Source organism: Actinokineospora sp. NPDC051303 (assembly GCF_055586285.1).
The window spans coordinates 71,207-87,840 of sequence record NZ_JBVJIN010000001.1 but is presented as its reverse complement, the minus strand read 5'-3'; the positions used below and the strand labels follow the sequence as shown (position 1 = coordinate 87,840).

Here is a 16,634-nt window from a genome sequence, read left to right as displayed (position 1 = left end):
TGCGGGGTTGCACTCGGCAACGGACGGAAAACCAGCGAGAGAGACGTGCGGCCGGGCACGCCCGGCGAACACTGAACAGTGTGTAGGAGTTACACGATGCGTGTCAACACAACGGCGATCTGTTCTCACACGCCGATCTGGGTCACAACACTGTAAAGTGAAGGCATGGTGGACGGGGCACACACCTGGCGGAAGCGGGTCAGGGCGGCGACGGCCGCCGAGATCAGGGCCATAGCGTTGCGCCACATGGCCGAAGGCGGCATCGCCGCGCTCTCGCTGCGCGCCGTCGCCAGGGAGATGGGCATGACCCCCAGCGCCATCTACGGCTACTACGAAACCAAAGACGCCCTGGTAAGCCAGCTAATCGCCAAGGTGTACACCGCCCTCGCCGACGCCCTCACCGCCGCCCACAACGCCCAACCGACAGGCGACCCAACCGCGCAGCTACTCGCCTACGGCCATACCTTCCGCCACTGGGCAATCACCCACCCCACCGAGTTCCGCCTCATCTACGGCGACGGAGTGCCAGCTCACCAGCTACCACCGTGCGCCGAGGCCCGCGCCGCCGAACACCGCGCTTGCGCCCTACTCACTGCCATCGTCGCCGAAGCCTGGCCAAGCGCCCAACACTTGCACGTAGGCAGCGACCACGAGTGGACCGACTACGACCCCGCCTATGCCGCGATGGTCCGGACCCCGCATCCCCACCTGCCCCCCGCTGCGGCGAGCCTGGCGCTGCGGGTGTGGGGACGGCTGCATGGGTTGGTGACGCTGGAGGTCCATGGGCATCTGCGCCCTCAGATCGTTGACCCGGAGAAGCTGTATCGCGCTGAGATCCTGGACTTGGTTCGCAGCCTTGGAATACCCGGCTGCGCGGTGGTTTAGGGCTCTTGTCGGGTGGGCTGGCGAGCGAGGGAACCAAAGAGCACCTCGGCTTCGCCCACCGGCCAAGCACACCACTCTTACTGGCCGAGCCCGGCCCTTGCCAGGTGCCAGATGGATGGGGCAAGGAGCAAACCCACGCCCCCACGAAGCCGCACCCGAGCCTGCACAGTGCTCGATGGGCCAAGGAGCACAAGCGAACCTGCCCCCCACGAAGCCGAACCGACGCCCGCCAGGTGCTCGATGGGGTGGAGTCAAGTCGGAACTCTGGGGGGTTTCTCGATCTGACAGTTTCCGCCGCTAGGAGAGCCGCCACCTTCCGTGAGGGCGATGGTTGCCAACACGTCATAGCGATAGGCGCGGTCTTCGCGTCGTAGCTCGACCATGGATACTGAGGACACCCCCACGGTTACGGTTGGCAGGTCGCGTAACTCCTGTACGGCGGTCACTGGAGTTGGCGCGGGGGTGTTCGCGTAGGCGATGCTCAGGTGTGGTCGGAAGTGCCCGGTGTCCATTGCGGCCTGGTCACCGAGCAGGTGCTGGGTAGCCTCAGTGAGCGCGGCATGTAGCGCCAGAAGAGGTGACCATGGGGTCACGCTGAACCTGATGGCTCCGCGCGAGCCCGCCAGCGGCCCGATCGTCATGTCGAACGCGCCCACGGTTGCGCAGCGCCGCTGTCCGGCGTTAGCGACTTGACGTGCAATATCCGCCGCGACCTGGTCGGTGAAGCCGATCCGGCCCAGGGTCAGGTGCAGTGCATCCAGGGGCACCGGGTCAAGGTACGGCGCGTCGATGTGGGCTTGGCAGTGTTCGGCCAGGTGTTGGAGGGCAGGGTCGCTGAAGGTAAGCATCCAGTGGTAGGAGCGTCTGTCTGGAGACCAACCCGGCCTGTTCCAGTGGTTGTCCATCATGTCGACCGATGTGAACGCCTCCCAGTCATGGGCACGGATCACGTGCGGTTCGTCCAGATCCTTGGGGAGGTCTGAGGGAAAGGTACTCATTCCCGCGTGCCTCTACTTCCTTGGTGCCACTCGTGCAGCGCGGCCGTGAACTCCTGGCCTGCGCGGGTTGGGCCACGCTGGCGCAGACTGGCAGCAAGTTCGTGGGCGCGGTTGCCCACTGACGTGATCGGCTTGGTAGCGGAGGCTTGCAAGGCCGCGATCCCGACCGCCGCCGCGTGGTCGAGGTCGGCGTGGCGCCCAAGCGTCAAGGCCGTTGCTTCGTCCAAACCGATAAGTGATCGGCTCCAGTCCGAGTCGGAGTCAGTCACCACAGCGCTCAGCTCCTGAGTGAGTTCGAGCACGCGAGGGTAGCTACCGAGAGCCAAGTACGCAGTCGCCGTGTTGGCGGCGGTACGTGCCCAGCCGTAGGGAGCCAAGTCGATACAGGACGTCATGCCTGCCGCGCCGCCGGTGTCGTGGGCAAGTTGCAACGCTTTGTCGATGGCGGATTCCGCGGTTCGCTTGTCCCCGAGCTTCCCGGCAGCCCGTGCTACGCCGTTCGACAACAAGCGGATGCGCTGAGGGTCGTCACCTGCGAGCCGCACGCCTACCTGGGCGACGTTCAGCGCTTCTTGGTAGCGCTCTTGATAGTAGGCGGCGAGGCTTTGCGTGCCCTTCACCCAGACTTGCAACGACACGTCATCAAGGGCGGTTGCCAGCACAGCGGCTTCGAGCGCATAGCGCTCGGCGTCAGCGAAGCGGCTGAGGTTGACTGACATGTAGGCTAGGAGCGCCGCTTGGCGTGCGCTGGTCGACGCCAGGCGAGTGCGTTCGGCTGTACTGGTGACGTGGTTGCTGAGTTGGAGGCTTAGCCTGCGAAGCGCCTGCACTTCCGGTGCTAGCCGGTGCGGCCCTTCCAATTCGTAGCGTGCGATGACCGAGGCTGTGTAGCTTGCCAGCACGTCAAGGGTCTGTGCTGGTCCAAGCAGTTCGACCACCGACGACAAGTCGTAGCCCTGTGCAGGAAAATCAGTGGTATCAGGCGCTGTGCTGGGTACCTCTGAGTCGCCCTGCTTCCACCTGTCGATGCGCTCGCGGGCTACAGCCAACTCGTTGGTGCGAGCCTGCTGCTCGTGAATACGTTTCGCGTTCTCAAGTTGAGCGAACGCGGACAACAGCGCCCCATCGGCGCGCAACGTCTCGTCCGTGCCTCTCCAGAACTGCTCGTCGGCTCGGGTGCGACCTTTCTCTAGGTGAGAGATCCGCGTCCGGTCGCAGAACGTAGCCGCGCCAAGTTGGCGCTGTGTAAGACCCGCAGCCTTTCGGAAGGTTGCGAGACGTTCGCCTAGAGCGCGGCGCAACTCTGCTACCTCTGCTGCTTCCCGTGCCACGTCGTCCACGCTCCAGAGTGTGCCCATACGACTATCCACCGTAAGCCTAACTGCGCGTGACGACCTGCGTGATGCCCTGGTCACGCCCTTCCGCACAACACCTGTCAACGGGTTTCGTGAGTTGCCAGCACCCAGACCGGATGACGACACCCGGCGTGGCATTGACGGCTGACCACATCACCTCCGTGTCAGCTCGGCGTCCGGCACCCCAATGGCACCACGTGTGACAGGAGAAGCCGCCATGGCGAACAAGCCGAAGGGCGACAAGGAGGCCGAGGGACTTCTGTCGGTCACCGTCAAGCTCACACTGGCTGAGCTTTCGGCGGTGAGTCGTGCTGCCGCGGTGGTCACCTCGACCGGTGAGCCGCCGTTCATCAACGCGGCTGGTCGGGCGCTTCGCAAGCTACGTGACGCGGCAGGCGTGCACCGGGACTTGCCCGATGATCTAGGTGAGAAGCGTTGATTGATCTGGGAACAGTTTCGACACAAAATCGATGTTCCTTGGAAATGACCTGATGGGAACCATGGGCGTTCGAGAAACCGGCCAGCCACAGTTCGGCGAAGGCATGGATACATGTCTTTCGGAGTTGCGTGCGCGGAGTTGGCTTATTTGCGCGTATGGGAAAGACTCTGTTCAGGCGTTGGGCGCGACGCTGGCGTGGCCACAAGTCGTGGACGTGATCATCATGTGGTCGCAGGACGCCGCCCTGGCCTATCGAACACCACGCGGCCCGGACAGCGACCCTTACTGCCCAACTCATGTAGTGGACTACTACGCGGGTCCGGCCTTGTGGACCGTTCGCTGGCTGCTGGCCAACGACCCGCCCGGGGACGAACTTCCGGTTCTTCGTCCAGTCGGGCCGGATTTCGCCACTATCCCCGAGATGTGGGAACAGCCGAGAAAGATGTGGATTCCTCTAGCCGTCAACCATTCGAGATCACACTGAAATATTCACCTGGTTCGGCCTAGGAAATTATCTTATGAGCAATGGAATAGACAATATGACCCTGTCCTATGAGCCGGATGATGACCGTGCGGCGGAGGTGTTGGTCAACGTCGAACTTCGGAAGCCAATTCTCGGTCGTTGGCGGGCGATGATCAGTGATCCCTACATCGTGCAGACCGATCGGGTGCTGCTGCGTATCTACCGCCGTATGGAAATCACGTATCGTGATCGTGACAACAAGATGGCGGACGTGCGCGCGGCTTACGCCGAAAACAAGATCAGCGCCGAGAAGCACCGCGAGGTCGCGCTTCAGTATGAGTCATGGCGAATCAAGGCCGATGATTTCCGCGCGGAAGTCGAGCAACGACGTGAGCAGATCGCCTATCGAGTACGCGCTCTGAAGGGTGACGCCGGTTTCGATCTCGCGCGTTCGTCGTTGCACGCTCTAGCGACGGCTGTCGCCGAGCACCGGACGACGGTGGAAACCAACTACGAGCCCAGCCAGGCTGACCTGCGTCTCTGGACGCGCCTTGCTGTCCTGTTCTACCCGTTGGAACGAGATGGGGACCTCAACATCCCTCTTGCCTCGATCACTTGACGCAGAAACACATGAACACGGAGCGAATCGCCGCACCACCAGGGCCGCCCTGTCTTCGGTGACGCAGCCTTGTTTCCCAGTCATCCCCGTGAACGGCACGTCCGTCTTTTCGTCTGGAGTTTCACACGACATGTACCGGTTCGCCCCTTCTCCCCGTGCTCAGCATCTCGGGCAGCGTTTGGCACGGTTGCGTCAATCGGCCCGTTTGACGCAAGAGGAAGCCGGGAAATCGCTGCGCTATGACACGCGGAAGATGAGCCGGATCGAGAAGGGGCAGGTACCCGACTACGCGGGCCTGACCGCGATGCTGGACGTCTACCACGTTCCGATCAACGAGTGGGCACCGTATATCGAGCTGTGGGAACAGGCCGTGAGACGGGGGTGGTGGCACGGCCTGGGCCTGTCCGACGGCGACTACATCAGCCTGGAACACGACGCGGACCTGGCCCGGGTCTGCTCGCTTTTCGTGCTACCGGACCTGCTTCAAACCCCCGAGTACACCCGCCTGGCCCTGCCCGAGACCGCCACCGACGCCGAGGTCGCCGCCCCCGCCCGGCGGCAGCGGCGCCTGAGCGCCGACGACCCGCTGACCCTGCACGCCATCTTCCCCCGACACCTGCTCGACCTGCCCGAATCGGTGCGCGATCACCAACTGGACCACTTGGCGAGGCTGGCCCGCCTGCCGAACATCACCATCCAGATCCTGCCCGCCCTCGGCACCGAACAATTCTCGTACACCATCTTGTCCTTCCCCGACACCCCGCCCACGGACACTCTCTACGTGCGGCACGTGTTCGGGTCGATCATCACCACCCCGAACCAGATCACCACCGCCACCCGCCACTTCCGGAACCTGGCGAAACTCGCCCTGAGCGACACCGACTCCCTGGCCCTCATCCAGACCACACGACAACTCCACCGTCTGGCCACCGCCTGACCACCAACCCGTACCCGCGGGCAGACCCGCCCGAGTTCCGACACCCTTTCAATGACGCGAGGCAGACAGCCATGGGCAAACACGACGGACACAACATCCGCGCCGTGACCGTGGCCCAACTGATCGAGCGGGAAGCCAGACACGGCCACCCACTCACACTGAACTGGCAACCCCAGGACTTCGACCGAAAGGGCTTGGCCCGACCGATCGCACGCGACGACTGGCCTACCGGCGTGCTCCCGCAGATCACAAACGACGCGGCTCGGCCGGTGCAGGTGTCGGAGCCGGTTTCTGAAGCCGCGGTGGTCGAGCTGCCGAAGCGAAAACCGAGCAAGCCCGTGTTCGATGCCGATCCTGACTTGCCGATGTGGATTCAAGAGGACGTCACGGTGCTCGGACGGCTCTTGCGCGGGTTGCAATCGATGCCGTAGCCGTGCGGTGGCCGGGATCGGTTTGCGTCTCGGATCAGGATTCGTTGAGGTGGCGGCGGTGTGTTTGGTGTGCTGTGGCGCAGACGTCTTCCCAGGTTGTGATGACCTCTTCGAGGACGGCTTGGTCGAATTGGATGTCGCGGCGGGTTTCGCCGCCTCTCCAGTAGGTGAGGTAGCCGTCGCGGAGGTCGAAGACCAGGGCGGTGGGGATGCTGCTGCCGGGCTGGCGCGGAGTGACGGTGATCTTGGGGCTGGCGCGTTGACCGCGGAGCATGAGCCGGTGCAGGCGCTTCCAGCCGTCGAGCAGTTCGGTGGCTTCGCCGGGAGTGAACACGACCGGGGGGAGCGCGCTTTCGGCGAGGCAGGTCCAGACGTCGCCGTTGTCGAGGATCTTCCACCACAGGTGAAGCTTCTCGCCGGTGATGGACTGGCAGTAGTAGCACTCCGCGTCGGTGACGTCGTGGACCGCGTGATCGTCCGTCACGGCCCCTCCCTGATTCCTGTTCGTCGGATGACACGCTGTTTATATCACCCGTCCGGGGCGTGTCCATCCACTTGGGATAGTTGATCACCTGCGGGAATGCCGATCATGGGTCGTTCAGGCGTTGCCTGACGCCCGGCGAGCCTGCGCAGCAGCTCTCCGACAAGTTCTTCGTCGGTGATGTAGGCCAGCAGGGGCGCGGTGGTGCGGCGGGCGAGAGCGAGAGGGTCCTCAGAGGTGACGCCGATGAACCGCAGGGCGGTCTCGACGTCGGCCCCGAGGGCTTCGGCGAGCCGCTCGACGGTAGTCTTCTTGGTCCCGACCGGTGCTGGGGCGCCGTTTTTGATGGTGTAGCCGCGTTCGAGGTTGCGGATGGTCTGGTGGCTGACGCCGGAGAGGGCGGCGGTTTCCTCGAAACCTAAGCCTTTGGCCTCCCGGGCGGCGCGGAGGTACGGCCCCAGGGGCCAGTCGGGGCGCACGTACTCGCCGTCTGTCACGCGCTCGCTGTCCGTCACGCGCCCAAGTTTCCCCAACCGTCACCGCGAAGGCAACCCGCCGATGCGTCCGGGCTACTAGTCGCGACCTTGACCAGCGCGAAGTGGTTTGCCACACACTTGCCAAAATTGCCCCAACCGCTAAGTTGGGCAGCGTTTGTTGGGTCTGGTTGGGCTCTCGCGTGGTCCTGGGGGTCCGCGTGACTCGTGCGGCGGGTCGTTCCGCCGTGTGCCCTGGGGAGGTGTGTGTTGGGTCGATTACCGCTGCGTTGCCTGGTGGGCGCGTGGGCCGCGCTGTTGTCGGTGTGGCTGACGCTGTTATCCGGGGGGTCGGGTGTGGCGGTTGTGCCTCCCGGCCGGGTTCACGAGTGTCCTCGATTGCCTCTGCTTTGTTCTGTGCCGCTGGGAGGCGGCTTCTCCATGTCCCCATTTGCCTGTGATGCCTCGGTTCCCGCTGAAGGGAGCGGCGCCGTGTCCGCCGCGTTGGACCATCTGGCCCCGGTGCTCGCGTGCCTGCGCGAGACCGTCGTGAAGCAGCGGCAGCTCGCCGAGTTGCGTAGGACGTTCGAGACGGTCGTGAAGGCCGCGCTCGGCGAGGCCGAGATCGGCGTGATCGACGGGAAACCGGTTCTGACCTACAAGAAGACCGCGCGCATCAGTGTGTCGCACAGGGTGTTGGTGGAGCGGTTCCCGGACGTGGTCAAAGAGTGCGAGGACGTCACCGAGGTCCGCACGCTGCGGTTGCTGGACTGATGGGCGCGCGCACCCCGCCCACCCAGGCTGGTCGTGGGCGCCCCGCGCCTGCCGCTGCCGAGATGGTGGAGGCGGCGGTCGGGCTGGCCCGGACCTTGGTGCCGCTGCCGTTGGAGTACCCCGACGCCGTGGCGAACGTCGCCGCGCTGATCGCCGGGGACCCGCGCAACACCGAGCATGTGCGCACGGTGGTGACCGCGATCGTGGGCGACGCGATGACCGACCCGTTCCGGGAGACCACCGCGAACCGGTGGCGGCCGTTGTTGCCGCCGTGGGTGCGGCCCGCGGTGATCGGGGCGACGGTGCGGCGGCTGCTTGCGGCGGGGGTGCTGGTCGCCACCGGCGGTACGTGCGCAGCACCGATGCCCACGGGCGCAACCAGAACAAGCTGCAACCGGTCTACGCGCTCAACCTCACCCCACTGCGCGAACCGCCGCGTAGCCGGTCCGATGTGGAGGTTCCCGCGCCGTGACCGGTTACACCCAGGCCGACGCGCGGGCGGCGTGGCGGGCGGTGCGGGGAGAAGTGCTCGGGGAGGAACTGTCCACGGCCGCACGTGAGTTGGCCGTGGCCGCCCTGTATTCCCAGCGCCGCACCGACGCCGAGATCGCCGCCGTGTTGCGGCTGTCGACCTACACCACCGCCCGCATCCGTGAGCGTCTGCGTCTGCGGGCACGCCGCCCCGATGAGACGCCCACGCCCACCAGCACTGTCCACACAGGAGGTTCCTGCTCGTGACCACTCACATCCAGACTTTGCGGCGGCCGACCCGGAGGCGACGGTGAGCGGGGCGATGGCGACGTTGCCCGTGTGGCCCTCCGATGTTCCCGTTCATCCGGCGGCGGAGCTGTTCCCGTTGATGGTGGGCGCCGCGTTCGCCGAGCTGGTCGGCGATATCGCCGAGCACGGCTTGGCCGAGCCGATCGTGCGGGACCCGGACGGGCGGATCGTGGACGGGCGCAACCGGTACCGCGCCTGCCTCGAAGCCGGTGTCGAACCCACCTATGTGGTGTTCGCCGGGGAGCCGTGGCGCTACGTCGTCTCCACCAACCTGCACCGCCGCCACCTCACCGACAACCAGCGCGCGGTCATCGCCGCCAAGATCGCCGAACGAGCGTCGGGCGAGCGGGGTCCTGCGCGCGATCCGAAAGGTGTGCCCGATGGCACACCTTTTCTTCGGCCGCCGAGTCGGGAGGAGGCCGCGGACCTGCTCAACGTGTCGTTGCGGCAGGTCTCACGCGCACGCCAGGTGGTCAAGCAGGGCACCGAATCACTCCAGTCCGCAGTGGAGTCGGGCGCGGTGCCGGTGACCACGGCCGCACGGGTGGCGGCTGATCTGCCTCCTGCCGAGCAGGACGTGTTCGTGGCGAAAGTCCAGGCGGGGGCCGATCCGCGTACCGCTGAACGCGGCGCCCCCCTGCCCTCGCCTCCGGTGACCGGCCGTGGTGATCCGCCGGAACCGGCCCACCGTGGGCAGGGGCGGCGGCGTCCGTTGGTCGAGGACGCGGTGAAGGCGGCCCAGGGGTTGGACGCGGCGATCCGGCGGTGGGAGCGGCTGGTGCGTGATGACCGGTGGGCGGACAACCGGGTACGTGTGACCGAGACCTGCGGGTGGGCGCTCAACCGCGCCACCGATGTGCTGACCGCGATCAAGGAGAACCGGACACCATGACCACGAACAGGAACAGGACCGTGAAGACTTCCGGACGCGCGAGCGGGCCGAAGGCGGAGTTGATGGCGGTCACCCCGGAGATGGCCAAGGCGTGGCTGGCCGAGACCAACACCCACAACCGGTCGGTGAGCCACTCGGCGGTCATCGCCTATGCCCGGGACATGGCCGCCGGTCGGTGGCACACCAGCGGCGAGGCGATCAAGTTCGCCGCCGATGGAACGCTGCTCGACGGGCAGCACCGGCTGGCCGCGATCGTCCGCGCCGGGGTCACGGTGTCCACGTTCGTGGTGTTCGGCCTGCGCCGCGACGCCCAGGACGTCATGGACTCCGGACGCAAACGCAGCGCCGGGGACGCCTTGCAGTTGTCCGGGATGCGCAACGTCGGCCGGGTCGCCGCCGCAGCCAGGCTCGCGCTGTCCCGCCGCGACAACCAACCCCTGGGCGGCGGCGGGTACACCAACGCCGAGGTCCAGCAGTTCGTCCGGGACAACCCCGACCTCGCCGACGCGGTCGAGCTGATGGGCTCCACCGTCCGCGGCCTGCGGCTGACACCCAGGGTGGGCGACTACTGCTTCTGGCTGTTCTCCCGGCTCGACCCGGACGCGGCGTATGAGTTCTTCACCTCCCTGGGCCAACTGGTCGGCCTGGCCGACGGGAACCCGATCCTGACCCTGCACCGACGCCTGTCCGGCCATTACGGGGCGTCGCGACGGATCAGCGTCGAGGAACAACTCTCCCTGGTGATCCGCGCCTGGAACCACTGGCGGCAGGGCAGCACGGTCCACAAGCTGCTCTCCATCAGCCGCAGCGGCACCGTCGCCATCCCCGACCCCATCTAGCCACCGCACCGCACACAGCGCGACGGGCCGCCCGCGCACGCGGGCGGCTCTCTTTCCTTGGCGCACCGCCCGCACACCCAACGACTTTCCGGGCGCGAGCGCCCGCACATCATCGAATGGGGGTTCTCCCGTGGCGCGTGATCACGCACGCCTGTATCTGAGTATCTGGACCGATGAGGACTTCCGTGTGCTGTCCACTCCGGCGAAGCTGCTGTATCTGCACCTGTGCTCCCAGGACAAGCTCTCCTACGCCGGGGTGCACAGCCTCACCCCGAAACGCTGGGCACGAGCCCACCCCGATCTCGGGGTGGACGGGGTCCGCGCCGCGCTGGCCGAGCTGGACGCCGCCCGGTTCATCGTGATCGACCACGACACCGAGGAACTGTTGGTGCGCTCGTTCATCCGCCGTGACGAGCTGTGGCGGCAGCCGAACATGCTGCGCGCCGCGCTGCGGGTGGCCTTCGAGATCGAGTCGCCGATCCTGCGCGCCGCCCTGGCCGCCGAGCTGCTGCGTCTCCCGGCCGAGATCACCGGACCCGCCCCGGCGGTGGCCGCCCGCGAGCTGGGCACCGCCGCGACGGTCCTGCCCGCCACCGTCAAGGCCGCGTTCGACCGCCCGCGCCGCGCCGCCGCACCGACCCACGCCGCCGACACCGCGACCGTGCCCGACGTGGTCGCCCCCGCCGAGACTGTCGAGCAGGTCGGGCCTGTCCAGAAGCCATCGGCGACCCCTTCCGGGAACCCTTCACCGAACCCTTCGGCGAAGGACCTGGGAGAAGGGAGTAGGGAGCGGGAGACTGGAGAACCCCGTCTTACGTTGGAAGATCAAGGGGGTGTCCCCGCGCGCACCCGCGTGAGCGCGCACTCGCGCGAGGCGGCCCCGCCACCCGATGAGCGCCAGGCCCACGCCGAGCCCGTCTCGGCGCGGCAGAATCACCGGGTCGAGGCCGAGCGGCTGGTCACCGTCCACACCCCGGCCCAGCCCCGCCGCGTGCGGGACCGGCTGCGCGGCGAGGTGATCGGCCTGCTCGCCGAGGGTGTCGAGCCCGCGGTCATCGCCGCCGGACTGCGCGCCTGGTCCGGCAAACGGCTGCCGGTGTCGTGGCTGCCCGAGCTGGTGGCCGAACACCAGCGTGCCGCGATCGTGGGCGCCGCACCCGAGCAGCGGGCGCGAGCCGTCGCGGCGGGCGAGGGCATCGAACGGATACGAGCCGACGCGATCGCCGACGACGACCGCTCCCCGGTCGGGCTCGCGGTCCGGGAGCTGCCCGCGCACGCCGACCCCGACACCCTCGACGCGATCCTGGCCCACGCCCTGGCCGCGACCATCGCGTTCGACGGCCGGGGCGAGTTGGCGCAGGCGCGGGCATGAGCCGCGAGCCTCTGCCGCCGCTGACCCGTTCGGAGGTGCGGGCGCTGCTGGCCCACTACCGGGTCACCGGGCACACTCCGCCCACCGACGCCCAGGTCAGCACCTGGTTGCGGGAGCTGGCCGGGCACAGCGCCGGGGAATGCCACGCCGCGCTCACCGCCATCCAGGCCAGCCACCACGGCCGGATCACCCCGGACGACGTCCTGCGGCGCATCGCCGCCGCCCGCGCCACCCCGACCGGAACCGGCGGCCTGGCCCCGGTCGTGCCCATCCGCCGCCGAGACCGCCGCGAGCGGGCCGCGGCGATGGCCGCCGGGGCACGGGGCATCGCCGCGGTCTACGCGGTCATGGGTTGGGCGCGCGACCCCGACCACGCCTCCGCCCGCCGCGTGCCGTGCCCGTTCTGCAAGGCCCGGCCCGGCGAGGTCTGCTCCCCGCTGACCCGGGACCGGTCCGGGCGGCGCGAGCACCGCGACCGGGCGACCCGGATGCATCCCTCGCGGCTGGCCGCCGCCCAGCCGAGCCGTTCTGCAGCAGCGCCGACCGTGGAGACCACCCGATGACCCGCACCCTCGACCACCAACACCAGGACCAGGACCACGGCGACGACCGGCCCACGGTCGACCCGGTGGCGGCGCGGCTGATGTTCGACGCCGCCGTCGACCAGCTCACCGCCCCCGGAGTCCAGACCATCACCCGCGACGACGGCACAGTAGAGCGCGGCCTCGTGCCGTGCCTGCTCGACCAGCTCGTCCAAGCCACCCGACCGGGCACCGAGCGCATGGGCGGCGCCGCGTCCGGCTCCCGCCCGCCCGCCTCGATGAACGCCCTCGCCGTGGTCGCCGAGATCGGCACCACGATGCGCCAGGCGCTGGCCGCCCTCGGCCACCACCTGTTCGGCCCCGGCCCGAGAACCACACTGTCCACACAGGTCCGGCTATGGGCCTCGCACGCCGAGCACTGGCAGCACCACGACCCCGACTACCTCGACCACGCCGCGGGCGAGACCCAACGCTGGGTCACCGCCGCCCGCGCCGTGGTCGAACCCGAACCCCGCTACCGACTCCGCGGACACGCCTGCCCCGTCTGCGGCGAGACCACCGTCCTGGTCTGGTCCGACGTGGAATCCGACTGGGTGCGCCAACCCGCCCTGTGGATCGACACCGACCACGTCGAAGCCGCGTGCGCCGCCTGCGCGCGCACCTGGGCACTCGACCACTGGGCGCAACTGGGCCGCATCCTGGACAACCAGCGCAAGGAGACCATGACCCACGACTGCGAATAATCCGATGATAGGTTGACCAGACCACCCGTCTTCTGCCATCCTGGTGCGGCTCGGCGGAGCTGTGCCCGCACCAGCCGAGAAACCCCAAGCCCACCCCCACGGCGGCCCGCCTGCGCACTTCCCCCTGCGCGGCGGGCCGCCCCCTTGTGCGCGGGCGGCGGCGGGCCAGGCGGACGCCCGGTCCTGCCGTGCCCATCCGATGACGGCCGCGAGCGCTCCCGCCCCGCCGCCACCCGCGCACACCCCCTTTTCCGCGCCGCGAATCATGACCCCCATTCTTCCGATTCACCGGTTTTCCGATTCATTGACATGATGCGAATTGCTCGAATAGTGCCGGTGACCTTTGTTGCTTTAATAATGATTGCTTTATCCGGAAATGCCGCCGGATGATGAATGGGCAAGCCCCCGAAAACAGCCCCTGTGTGGGCCGTGGGGGATTCCGCATCATCTGTGGAGGGTGTTTCCTCATGTCAAGAATGCTGGGCAGGCACAGAGGCATTCCGCCTCAAGTCCGCCGCACCGATGGACCCGGAGTCGGTGATCGTGTCGGGTCCCGGGCCGGTGAGACCGAGCACTGGAGTGTGCCGGAACTCGCGCGGCACCTGGTGACCGAGCTGCACGAGCAATTCGGGCTGGTGGTCTCCGCCACGGTCTACCGCTACCGGATCGACGCCCCCTGGATCATCGACGTCCAGGCCCACGGCCTGCCCGCGGGCGACCTCGACGACACCCCGACCGCGGCGGACCGGATGGTCGACCGGATCGTGAGCTGGATCGACACCTACAACGAGCAGCGCGACGGCGTGCCGCGCTTCGCGGGCCCCAACGTGGTCCTGCTGCGGCAGTTCGAGCGACACAGCCCCCGACCCGGACGGGTCAGCGTCCGCCGCTACCACCTGCGCCACCCGATCCAGCGCCGCCTCGCCCGACTGCGCGCCTGGCTCGCCGGGAGCCTGCTGTGACCCACACCCATGACACCGTTCCGGACCCGATGGTCCTCGACTGCGCCCAGTGGGCGTTGGGCAACCTCATCGCCCTCCGCTCGATGGGGGAGTTCTCGCTGAACCTCACCTTCCGCGTGCACCTGGTACAGCCGCCCAAGGACGACGTGGCGTTCATCGTCACCGTCGCCGGTCTGGCCGACGCCGCCCTGCTCAAGGGGCCGGTCACACCGGAGTTCGCCCCGGATGAGCCGGTGGGGCTGTCCGACTTCTCGCCCGCAGCGCGTTGGCACTGGAACAAGATCTGCGACAACGTCGCCTTCCACGTCCCCGGCGACGACAAGGGCGAGTTGGCGTTCCAGTTCGAGGTCCGGCTGCTCACCGAGGCCCAGGCCGAACACGCCCTGCGCGACCACCCGGACGAAGGTGTCTACCTCGACGGGAGGCATCTGCCGTGACGCCCCCGACCACGGCCTTCGGCGGTGGGAAACGCCCGCCCCTACTCAGGGCGGCCGAGCAGGTCTACGCGCTGCTGGGGCTGGAGCAGTCCCTCGGCACGATCCCCGAGCGCGCCCAGGTGCGGGTGTTCGTCATCGACGGCACCGCCATGGTGGTCGCCCTGTCCGGGCTGGGCGACCCGTGGCTGTTCGGCCCCGGGGCCACGCCCCCCGAGCAGCCGCCCCCGATCCCGCCCGAGCGGCTGACCCTGGCCGCTCTCTCACTGTGGCGAGGCGTCGAGCACGCCGTCACCAGCGTCCTGCCCTCCTTGGGCAGGGGCCTGGCCGACGTGCCCGTGCAGGTCTGGTTCGAGCCCGACGCCCACAACTCCACCGACTCGGGCTTCCCGCCCGGGATCTACGTCATCGAGCACCTGGAGGGCCAGTGACACCGCCCGTGATCATCTGCCAGGCGTGTCAGAACGCCCTGGACCGCTACACCGACACCGACGGTGCGTCCTACCGACACCCTCTGGCCACCGGCCCGGTCGACCACGACCCGGTGCCCATCGAGGCCCCGGCAGGCTGGCGCGGCAAGTGCGACTTCTGCATGGCCCCCGCCGAGTTCGTCGTCCCCGCCCGGGACTTCGACCCCCTCCCCACGATCCACAGGATCGACACCCAATACATGAGCCTGGGCAACTGGGCGGCCTGTGCGACGTGCGCGCTGCTGATCGAAACCGACCGGTGGACCAGCCTCGTCCTCCGCGCCGCCGAGACCCACCACAACCGCACCGGCACGCCCGTGAGCAGGGAGACCAAGACCCACCTGGCTCGGCTCTACCGCAGCCTGCGCGCCAACATCACCGGCCCGATACGCCCGATCGGAGAGCAGCCATGACCGGGCCGTCCACACCGCACCCGGCCACGCACATCGGGTGCCAGATGTTCACCTTCGGGACCGACCGCTGGTGCGTCACCCTCGCCCAGGAGCTGATCGAGGCCGACCCCGACAACGCGGCCACGCTGTACCCGGACACCGGAATCAGCGGGCTGGAGGTGTTCCTGCGCTTCCTCGTCCACGTCGACCCCGACCACGCCGCGACCCGGGACCTGTCCATTCCGCTCCTGGTCGCCCCGATCACCATCGACGGGGAGAGCACGTACCTGATCATCGACGGGTGGCATCGGGTCTACCGGGCGCTGTCCGAGGGCCGCACCACGCTGCCCGCCTACCTGCTCGCCCCTGCCACCGAGCAGGCCGCGCGTTACCCGCTTCCCGACTACCCCCGAGGACCACGATGACCACGCCTGCCTGCGTCAACCACCCCGACACCCCGGCGGCCGTGGTCGCGGTCTACGGCGGAGACCAGCTCGGCGCGCGACTGTGCGGCGGGTGCGCCACCTGCACCGACCCCGCCTGCGGCGAACTCGGCGTCATCCTCGACACCGAGTACGACGAGCCGTGGTGCCACCCGCACGCCGACGAGGGGGTCTCCGGCCCGGAACTGGTGCCGGTCGACTCCGACCGGCACCGCGCCCTGACCGGGCAGACAAGCAGGCCGTGATGCCACGGGAGATCACCTACCGCGCCAACAAGTACGAGGGCACCTGCGAGTACTGCGCCCAGACCGTGCCCGCCGGGAAGGGCCGGGTGCGCCGCACCCGCGACGGCCGGTGGATCACCAGCCACGTCCCCGCGCAGTGGATCGGCCCACCCTCCGGCGGCCGGTTCGTGGGCGGCTGCCACCCCGACCAGCCCATCGAGCCGACACCGGAGCCAGACCCCGGCGAAACCGGCGCCAACGACGAAGCCGCGGTCGAGGCCGCGCGAGTCGAGCTGTACCGGCGGATGTTCGGCGACGGTGAACCGCCCGCCTACCGCGAGCCCGGCACCGACCAGGGACGCGAACGCCTGGAGGCGGACCTGCTCCGCCTGGCCGCGATGACCCCGGCCGACCTGATCGCCGACCAGGAAGCCATGGCCACGCTCCTGGAGATCAGCGACCATCAAGGCTGGGACGAATGAACGGTGACTCGACAAGAACCTGACCGCTTGGCAGGATAGGCCACGCCTTTCGGGTCTTGTCTGCAAACAGCCCAGAGGGCACACGTGAGGGCTCGGCGGTGCACCGCCGAGCCCTCACCCCCTCCCCCGGCTTCCCCCTTTCTCAGGTCCAAAAACTGCTCGTGAAGAAGCGAAAACGTGCGCCAGGGGGGGATACCCTCTTCC

26 protein-coding genes are annotated in these 16,634 nt (G+C 68.1%); 21 read left to right on the top strand and 5 right to left on the bottom strand.

The genetic code is table 11. The annotated features are described in order from the left end of the window. Window positions 1-165: 165 nt before the first annotated feature. Complete coding sequence (locus tag ACZ6SD_RS00430) at window positions 166-885, top strand: TetR/AcrR family transcriptional regulator (RefSeq protein ID WP_465314714.1); 720 nt, start codon at window positions 166-168, stop codon at window positions 883-885. A gap of 251 nt (window positions 886-1,136) precedes the next feature. Here ACZ6SD_RS00430 and ACZ6SD_RS00425 read toward each other — a convergent pair whose 3' ends face one another. Then, window positions 1,137-1,883, bottom strand: coding sequence for a 2'-5' RNA ligase family protein (locus tag ACZ6SD_RS00425; protein WP_465314713.1), 747 nt, complete (start codon window positions 1,881-1,883; stop codon window positions 1,137-1,139). Continuing rightward, window positions 1,880-3,223 carry a helix-turn-helix domain-containing protein gene (locus tag ACZ6SD_RS00420; protein WP_465314712.1) on the bottom strand — a complete coding sequence of 448 codons (1,344 nt, stop codon included), beginning with the start codon at window positions 3,221-3,223 and terminating at the stop codon, window positions 1,880-1,882. Before ACZ6SD_RS00420 ends, ACZ6SD_RS00425 begins: the two co-directional genes overlap by 4 nt. Before the next feature lie 232 nt (window positions 3,224-3,455). On the opposite strand from ACZ6SD_RS00420, the gene ACZ6SD_RS00415 reads away from it, so the two are divergent. The 5 genes from ACZ6SD_RS00415 to ACZ6SD_RS00395 all read left to right on the top strand — a co-directional run bounded on the left by ACZ6SD_RS00415 (window position 3,456) and on the right by ACZ6SD_RS00395 (window position 6,127). After that, window positions 3,456-3,677, top strand: a complete 222-nt coding sequence (locus ACZ6SD_RS00415; RefSeq protein WP_465314711.1) for a hypothetical protein — start codon at window positions 3,456-3,458, stop codon at window positions 3,675-3,677. Between the two features lie 31 nt (window positions 3,678-3,708). Beyond that, window positions 3,709-4,161, top strand: a complete 453-nt coding sequence (locus ACZ6SD_RS00410) for a hypothetical protein (RefSeq protein ID WP_465314710.1) — start codon at window positions 3,709-3,711, stop codon at window positions 4,159-4,161. Window positions 4,162-4,216: 55 nt separating this feature from the next. Next, window positions 4,217-4,759 (top strand): hypothetical protein, encoded by a 543-nt coding sequence (locus ACZ6SD_RS00405; RefSeq protein WP_465314709.1) that lies wholly within the window; start codon window positions 4,217-4,219, stop codon window positions 4,757-4,759. Next, a complete protein-coding gene (locus ACZ6SD_RS00400) occupies window positions 4,722-5,696 on the top strand; it encodes a helix-turn-helix domain-containing protein (protein WP_465314708.1) in 975 nt (324 codons plus the stop codon). The genes ACZ6SD_RS00405 and ACZ6SD_RS00400 overlap by 38 nt, the downstream gene beginning before the upstream one ends. Before the next feature lie 71 nt (window positions 5,697-5,767). Beyond that, a complete protein-coding gene (locus tag ACZ6SD_RS00395; protein WP_465314707.1) occupies window positions 5,768-6,127 on the top strand; it encodes a hypothetical protein in 360 nt (119 codons plus the stop codon). Window positions 6,128-6,161: 34 nt separating this feature from the next. Here the strand turns inward: ACZ6SD_RS00395 and ACZ6SD_RS00390 are convergent, their stop codons facing one another. Next, window positions 6,162-6,611, bottom strand: a complete 450-nt coding sequence (locus tag ACZ6SD_RS00390; protein WP_465314706.1) for a hypothetical protein — start codon at window positions 6,609-6,611, stop codon at window positions 6,162-6,164. A 44-nt stretch (window positions 6,612-6,655) separates the two neighbouring features. Continuing rightward, window positions 6,656-7,123, bottom strand: coding sequence for a helix-turn-helix domain-containing protein (locus ACZ6SD_RS00385; RefSeq protein WP_465314705.1), 468 nt, complete (start codon window positions 7,121-7,123; stop codon window positions 6,656-6,658). A gap of 450 nt (window positions 7,124-7,573) precedes the next feature. Between ACZ6SD_RS00385 and ACZ6SD_RS00380 the strand changes: the two genes are divergently transcribed. Then, window positions 7,574-7,855: a hypothetical protein gene (locus ACZ6SD_RS00380; protein ID WP_465314704.1), complete on the top strand. Its 282-nt coding sequence runs from the start codon at window positions 7,574-7,576 to the stop codon at window positions 7,853-7,855. On the opposite strand, the gene ACZ6SD_RS00375 is transcribed toward ACZ6SD_RS00380, so the two are convergent. Continuing rightward, window positions 7,821-8,195 carry a hypothetical protein gene (locus ACZ6SD_RS00375; protein ID WP_465314703.1) on the bottom strand — a complete coding sequence of 125 codons (375 nt, stop codon included), beginning with the start codon at window positions 8,193-8,195 and terminating at the stop codon, window positions 7,821-7,823. The genes ACZ6SD_RS00380 and ACZ6SD_RS00375 overlap by 35 nt on opposite strands. A 9-nt stretch (window positions 8,196-8,204) precedes the next feature. Between ACZ6SD_RS00375 and ACZ6SD_RS00370 the strand changes: the two genes are divergently transcribed. From ACZ6SD_RS00370 to ACZ6SD_RS00305, 14 genes are all read left to right on the top strand, one after another. Continuing rightward, window positions 8,205-8,327, top strand: coding sequence for a hypothetical protein (locus tag ACZ6SD_RS00370; protein ID WP_465314702.1), 123 nt, complete (start codon window positions 8,205-8,207; stop codon window positions 8,325-8,327). Continuing rightward, a complete protein-coding gene (locus ACZ6SD_RS00365) occupies window positions 8,324-8,593 on the top strand; it encodes a hypothetical protein (RefSeq protein WP_465314701.1) in 270 nt (89 codons plus the stop codon). Before ACZ6SD_RS00370 ends, ACZ6SD_RS00365 begins: the two co-directional genes overlap by 4 nt. Before the next feature lie 55 nt (window positions 8,594-8,648). Further along, the gene (locus ACZ6SD_RS00360) at window positions 8,649-9,527 is read left to right on the top strand and encodes a ParB/RepB/Spo0J family partition protein (protein ID WP_465314700.1); all 879 of its coding nucleotides are present in this window, start codon (window positions 8,649-8,651) and stop codon (window positions 9,525-9,527) included. Further along, window positions 9,524-10,366: a hypothetical protein gene (locus tag ACZ6SD_RS00355; RefSeq protein WP_465314699.1), complete on the top strand. Its 843-nt coding sequence runs from the start codon at window positions 9,524-9,526 to the stop codon at window positions 10,364-10,366. Before ACZ6SD_RS00360 ends, ACZ6SD_RS00355 begins: the two co-directional genes overlap by 4 nt. Window positions 10,367-10,496: 130 nt before the next feature. Then, complete coding sequence (locus tag ACZ6SD_RS00350; RefSeq protein WP_465314698.1) at window positions 10,497-11,738, top strand: hypothetical protein; 1,242 nt, start codon at window positions 10,497-10,499, stop codon at window positions 11,736-11,738. Beyond that, window positions 11,735-12,301, top strand: coding sequence for a zinc finger domain-containing protein (locus ACZ6SD_RS00345; RefSeq protein WP_465314697.1), 567 nt, complete (start codon window positions 11,735-11,737; stop codon window positions 12,299-12,301). Before ACZ6SD_RS00350 ends, ACZ6SD_RS00345 begins: the two co-directional genes overlap by 4 nt. After that, the gene (locus ACZ6SD_RS00340) at window positions 12,298-13,023 is read left to right on the top strand and encodes a DUF7341 domain-containing protein (protein WP_465314696.1); all 726 of its coding nucleotides are present in this window, start codon (window positions 12,298-12,300) and stop codon (window positions 13,021-13,023) included. The genes ACZ6SD_RS00345 and ACZ6SD_RS00340 overlap by 4 nt, the downstream gene beginning before the upstream one ends. 467 nt (window positions 13,024-13,490) lie before the next feature. After that, window positions 13,491-13,985 (top strand): hypothetical protein, encoded by a 495-nt coding sequence (locus tag ACZ6SD_RS00335; RefSeq protein ID WP_465314695.1) that lies wholly within the window; start codon window positions 13,491-13,493, stop codon window positions 13,983-13,985. Beyond that, the gene (locus ACZ6SD_RS00330) at window positions 13,982-14,422 is read left to right on the top strand and encodes a hypothetical protein (protein WP_465314694.1); all 441 of its coding nucleotides are present in this window, start codon (window positions 13,982-13,984) and stop codon (window positions 14,420-14,422) included. The genes ACZ6SD_RS00335 and ACZ6SD_RS00330 overlap by 4 nt, the downstream gene beginning before the upstream one ends. Then, a complete protein-coding gene (locus ACZ6SD_RS00325) occupies window positions 14,419-14,850 on the top strand; it encodes a hypothetical protein (RefSeq protein ID WP_465314693.1) in 432 nt (143 codons plus the stop codon). Before ACZ6SD_RS00330 ends, ACZ6SD_RS00325 begins: the two co-directional genes overlap by 4 nt. After that, on the top strand, window positions 14,847-15,302 hold the full coding sequence (locus ACZ6SD_RS00320) for a hypothetical protein (protein WP_465314692.1): 456 nt from the start codon (window positions 14,847-14,849) through the stop codon (window positions 15,300-15,302). The genes ACZ6SD_RS00325 and ACZ6SD_RS00320 overlap by 4 nt, the downstream gene beginning before the upstream one ends. Then, entirely contained in the window at window positions 15,299-15,706 is a 408-nt protein-coding gene (locus tag ACZ6SD_RS00315) for a ParB N-terminal domain-containing protein (RefSeq protein WP_465314691.1), read from the top strand. The genes ACZ6SD_RS00320 and ACZ6SD_RS00315 overlap by 4 nt, the downstream gene beginning before the upstream one ends. Beyond that, a complete protein-coding gene (locus ACZ6SD_RS00310) occupies window positions 15,703-15,969 on the top strand; it encodes a hypothetical protein (RefSeq protein WP_465314690.1) in 267 nt (88 codons plus the stop codon). Before ACZ6SD_RS00315 ends, ACZ6SD_RS00310 begins: the two co-directional genes overlap by 4 nt. Next, window positions 15,969-16,430 (top strand): hypothetical protein, encoded by a 462-nt coding sequence (locus ACZ6SD_RS00305; RefSeq protein ID WP_465314689.1) that lies wholly within the window; start codon window positions 15,969-15,971, stop codon window positions 16,428-16,430. Before ACZ6SD_RS00310 ends, ACZ6SD_RS00305 begins: the two co-directional genes overlap by 1 nt. Window positions 16,431-16,634: the final 204 nt, after the last annotated feature.

Excerpts from the sequence above, each read along its gene's own strand:
- ACZ6SD_RS00395 (WP_465314707.1), top strand. The coding sequence starts at position 5,768 with ATGGGCAAACACGACGGACACAACATCCGCGCCGTGACCGTGGCCCAA.
- ACZ6SD_RS00355 (WP_465314699.1), top strand. The coding sequence starts at position 9,524 with ATGACCACGAACAGGAACAGGACCGTGAAGACTTCCGGACGCGCGAGC.
- ACZ6SD_RS00340 (WP_465314696.1), top strand. The coding sequence starts at position 12,298 with ATGACCCGCACCCTCGACCACCAACACCAGGACCAGGACCACGGCGAC.
- ACZ6SD_RS00425 (WP_465314713.1), bottom strand. The coding sequence starts at position 1,883 with ATGAGTACCTTTCCCTCAGACCTCCCCAAGGATCTGGACGAACCGCAC.
- ACZ6SD_RS00415 (WP_465314711.1), top strand. The coding sequence starts at position 3,456 with ATGGCGAACAAGCCGAAGGGCGACAAGGAGGCCGAGGGACTTCTGTCG.
- ACZ6SD_RS00315 (WP_465314691.1), top strand. The coding sequence starts at position 15,299 with ATGACCGGGCCGTCCACACCGCACCCGGCCACGCACATCGGGTGCCAG.
- ACZ6SD_RS00310 (WP_465314690.1), top strand. The coding sequence starts at position 15,703 with ATGACCACGCCTGCCTGCGTCAACCACCCCGACACCCCGGCGGCCGTG.
- ACZ6SD_RS00360 (WP_465314700.1), top strand. The coding sequence starts at position 8,649 with ATGGCGACGTTGCCCGTGTGGCCCTCCGATGTTCCCGTTCATCCGGCG.
- ACZ6SD_RS00410 (WP_465314710.1), top strand. The coding sequence starts at position 3,709 with ATGTTCCTTGGAAATGACCTGATGGGAACCATGGGCGTTCGAGAAACC.
- ACZ6SD_RS00400 (WP_465314708.1), top strand. The coding sequence starts at position 4,722 with ATGGGGACCTCAACATCCCTCTTGCCTCGATCACTTGACGCAGAAACA.
- ACZ6SD_RS00405 (WP_465314709.1), top strand. The coding sequence starts at position 4,217 with ATGACCCTGTCCTATGAGCCGGATGATGACCGTGCGGCGGAGGTGTTG.
- ACZ6SD_RS00430 (WP_465314714.1), top strand. The coding sequence starts at position 166 with ATGGTGGACGGGGCACACACCTGGCGGAAGCGGGTCAGGGCGGCGACG.
- ACZ6SD_RS00345 (WP_465314697.1), top strand. The coding sequence starts at position 11,735 with ATGAGCCGCGAGCCTCTGCCGCCGCTGACCCGTTCGGAGGTGCGGGCG.
- ACZ6SD_RS00305 (WP_465314689.1), top strand. The coding sequence starts at position 15,969 with ATGCCACGGGAGATCACCTACCGCGCCAACAAGTACGAGGGCACCTGC.
- ACZ6SD_RS00335 (WP_465314695.1), top strand. The coding sequence starts at position 13,491 with ATGTCAAGAATGCTGGGCAGGCACAGAGGCATTCCGCCTCAAGTCCGC.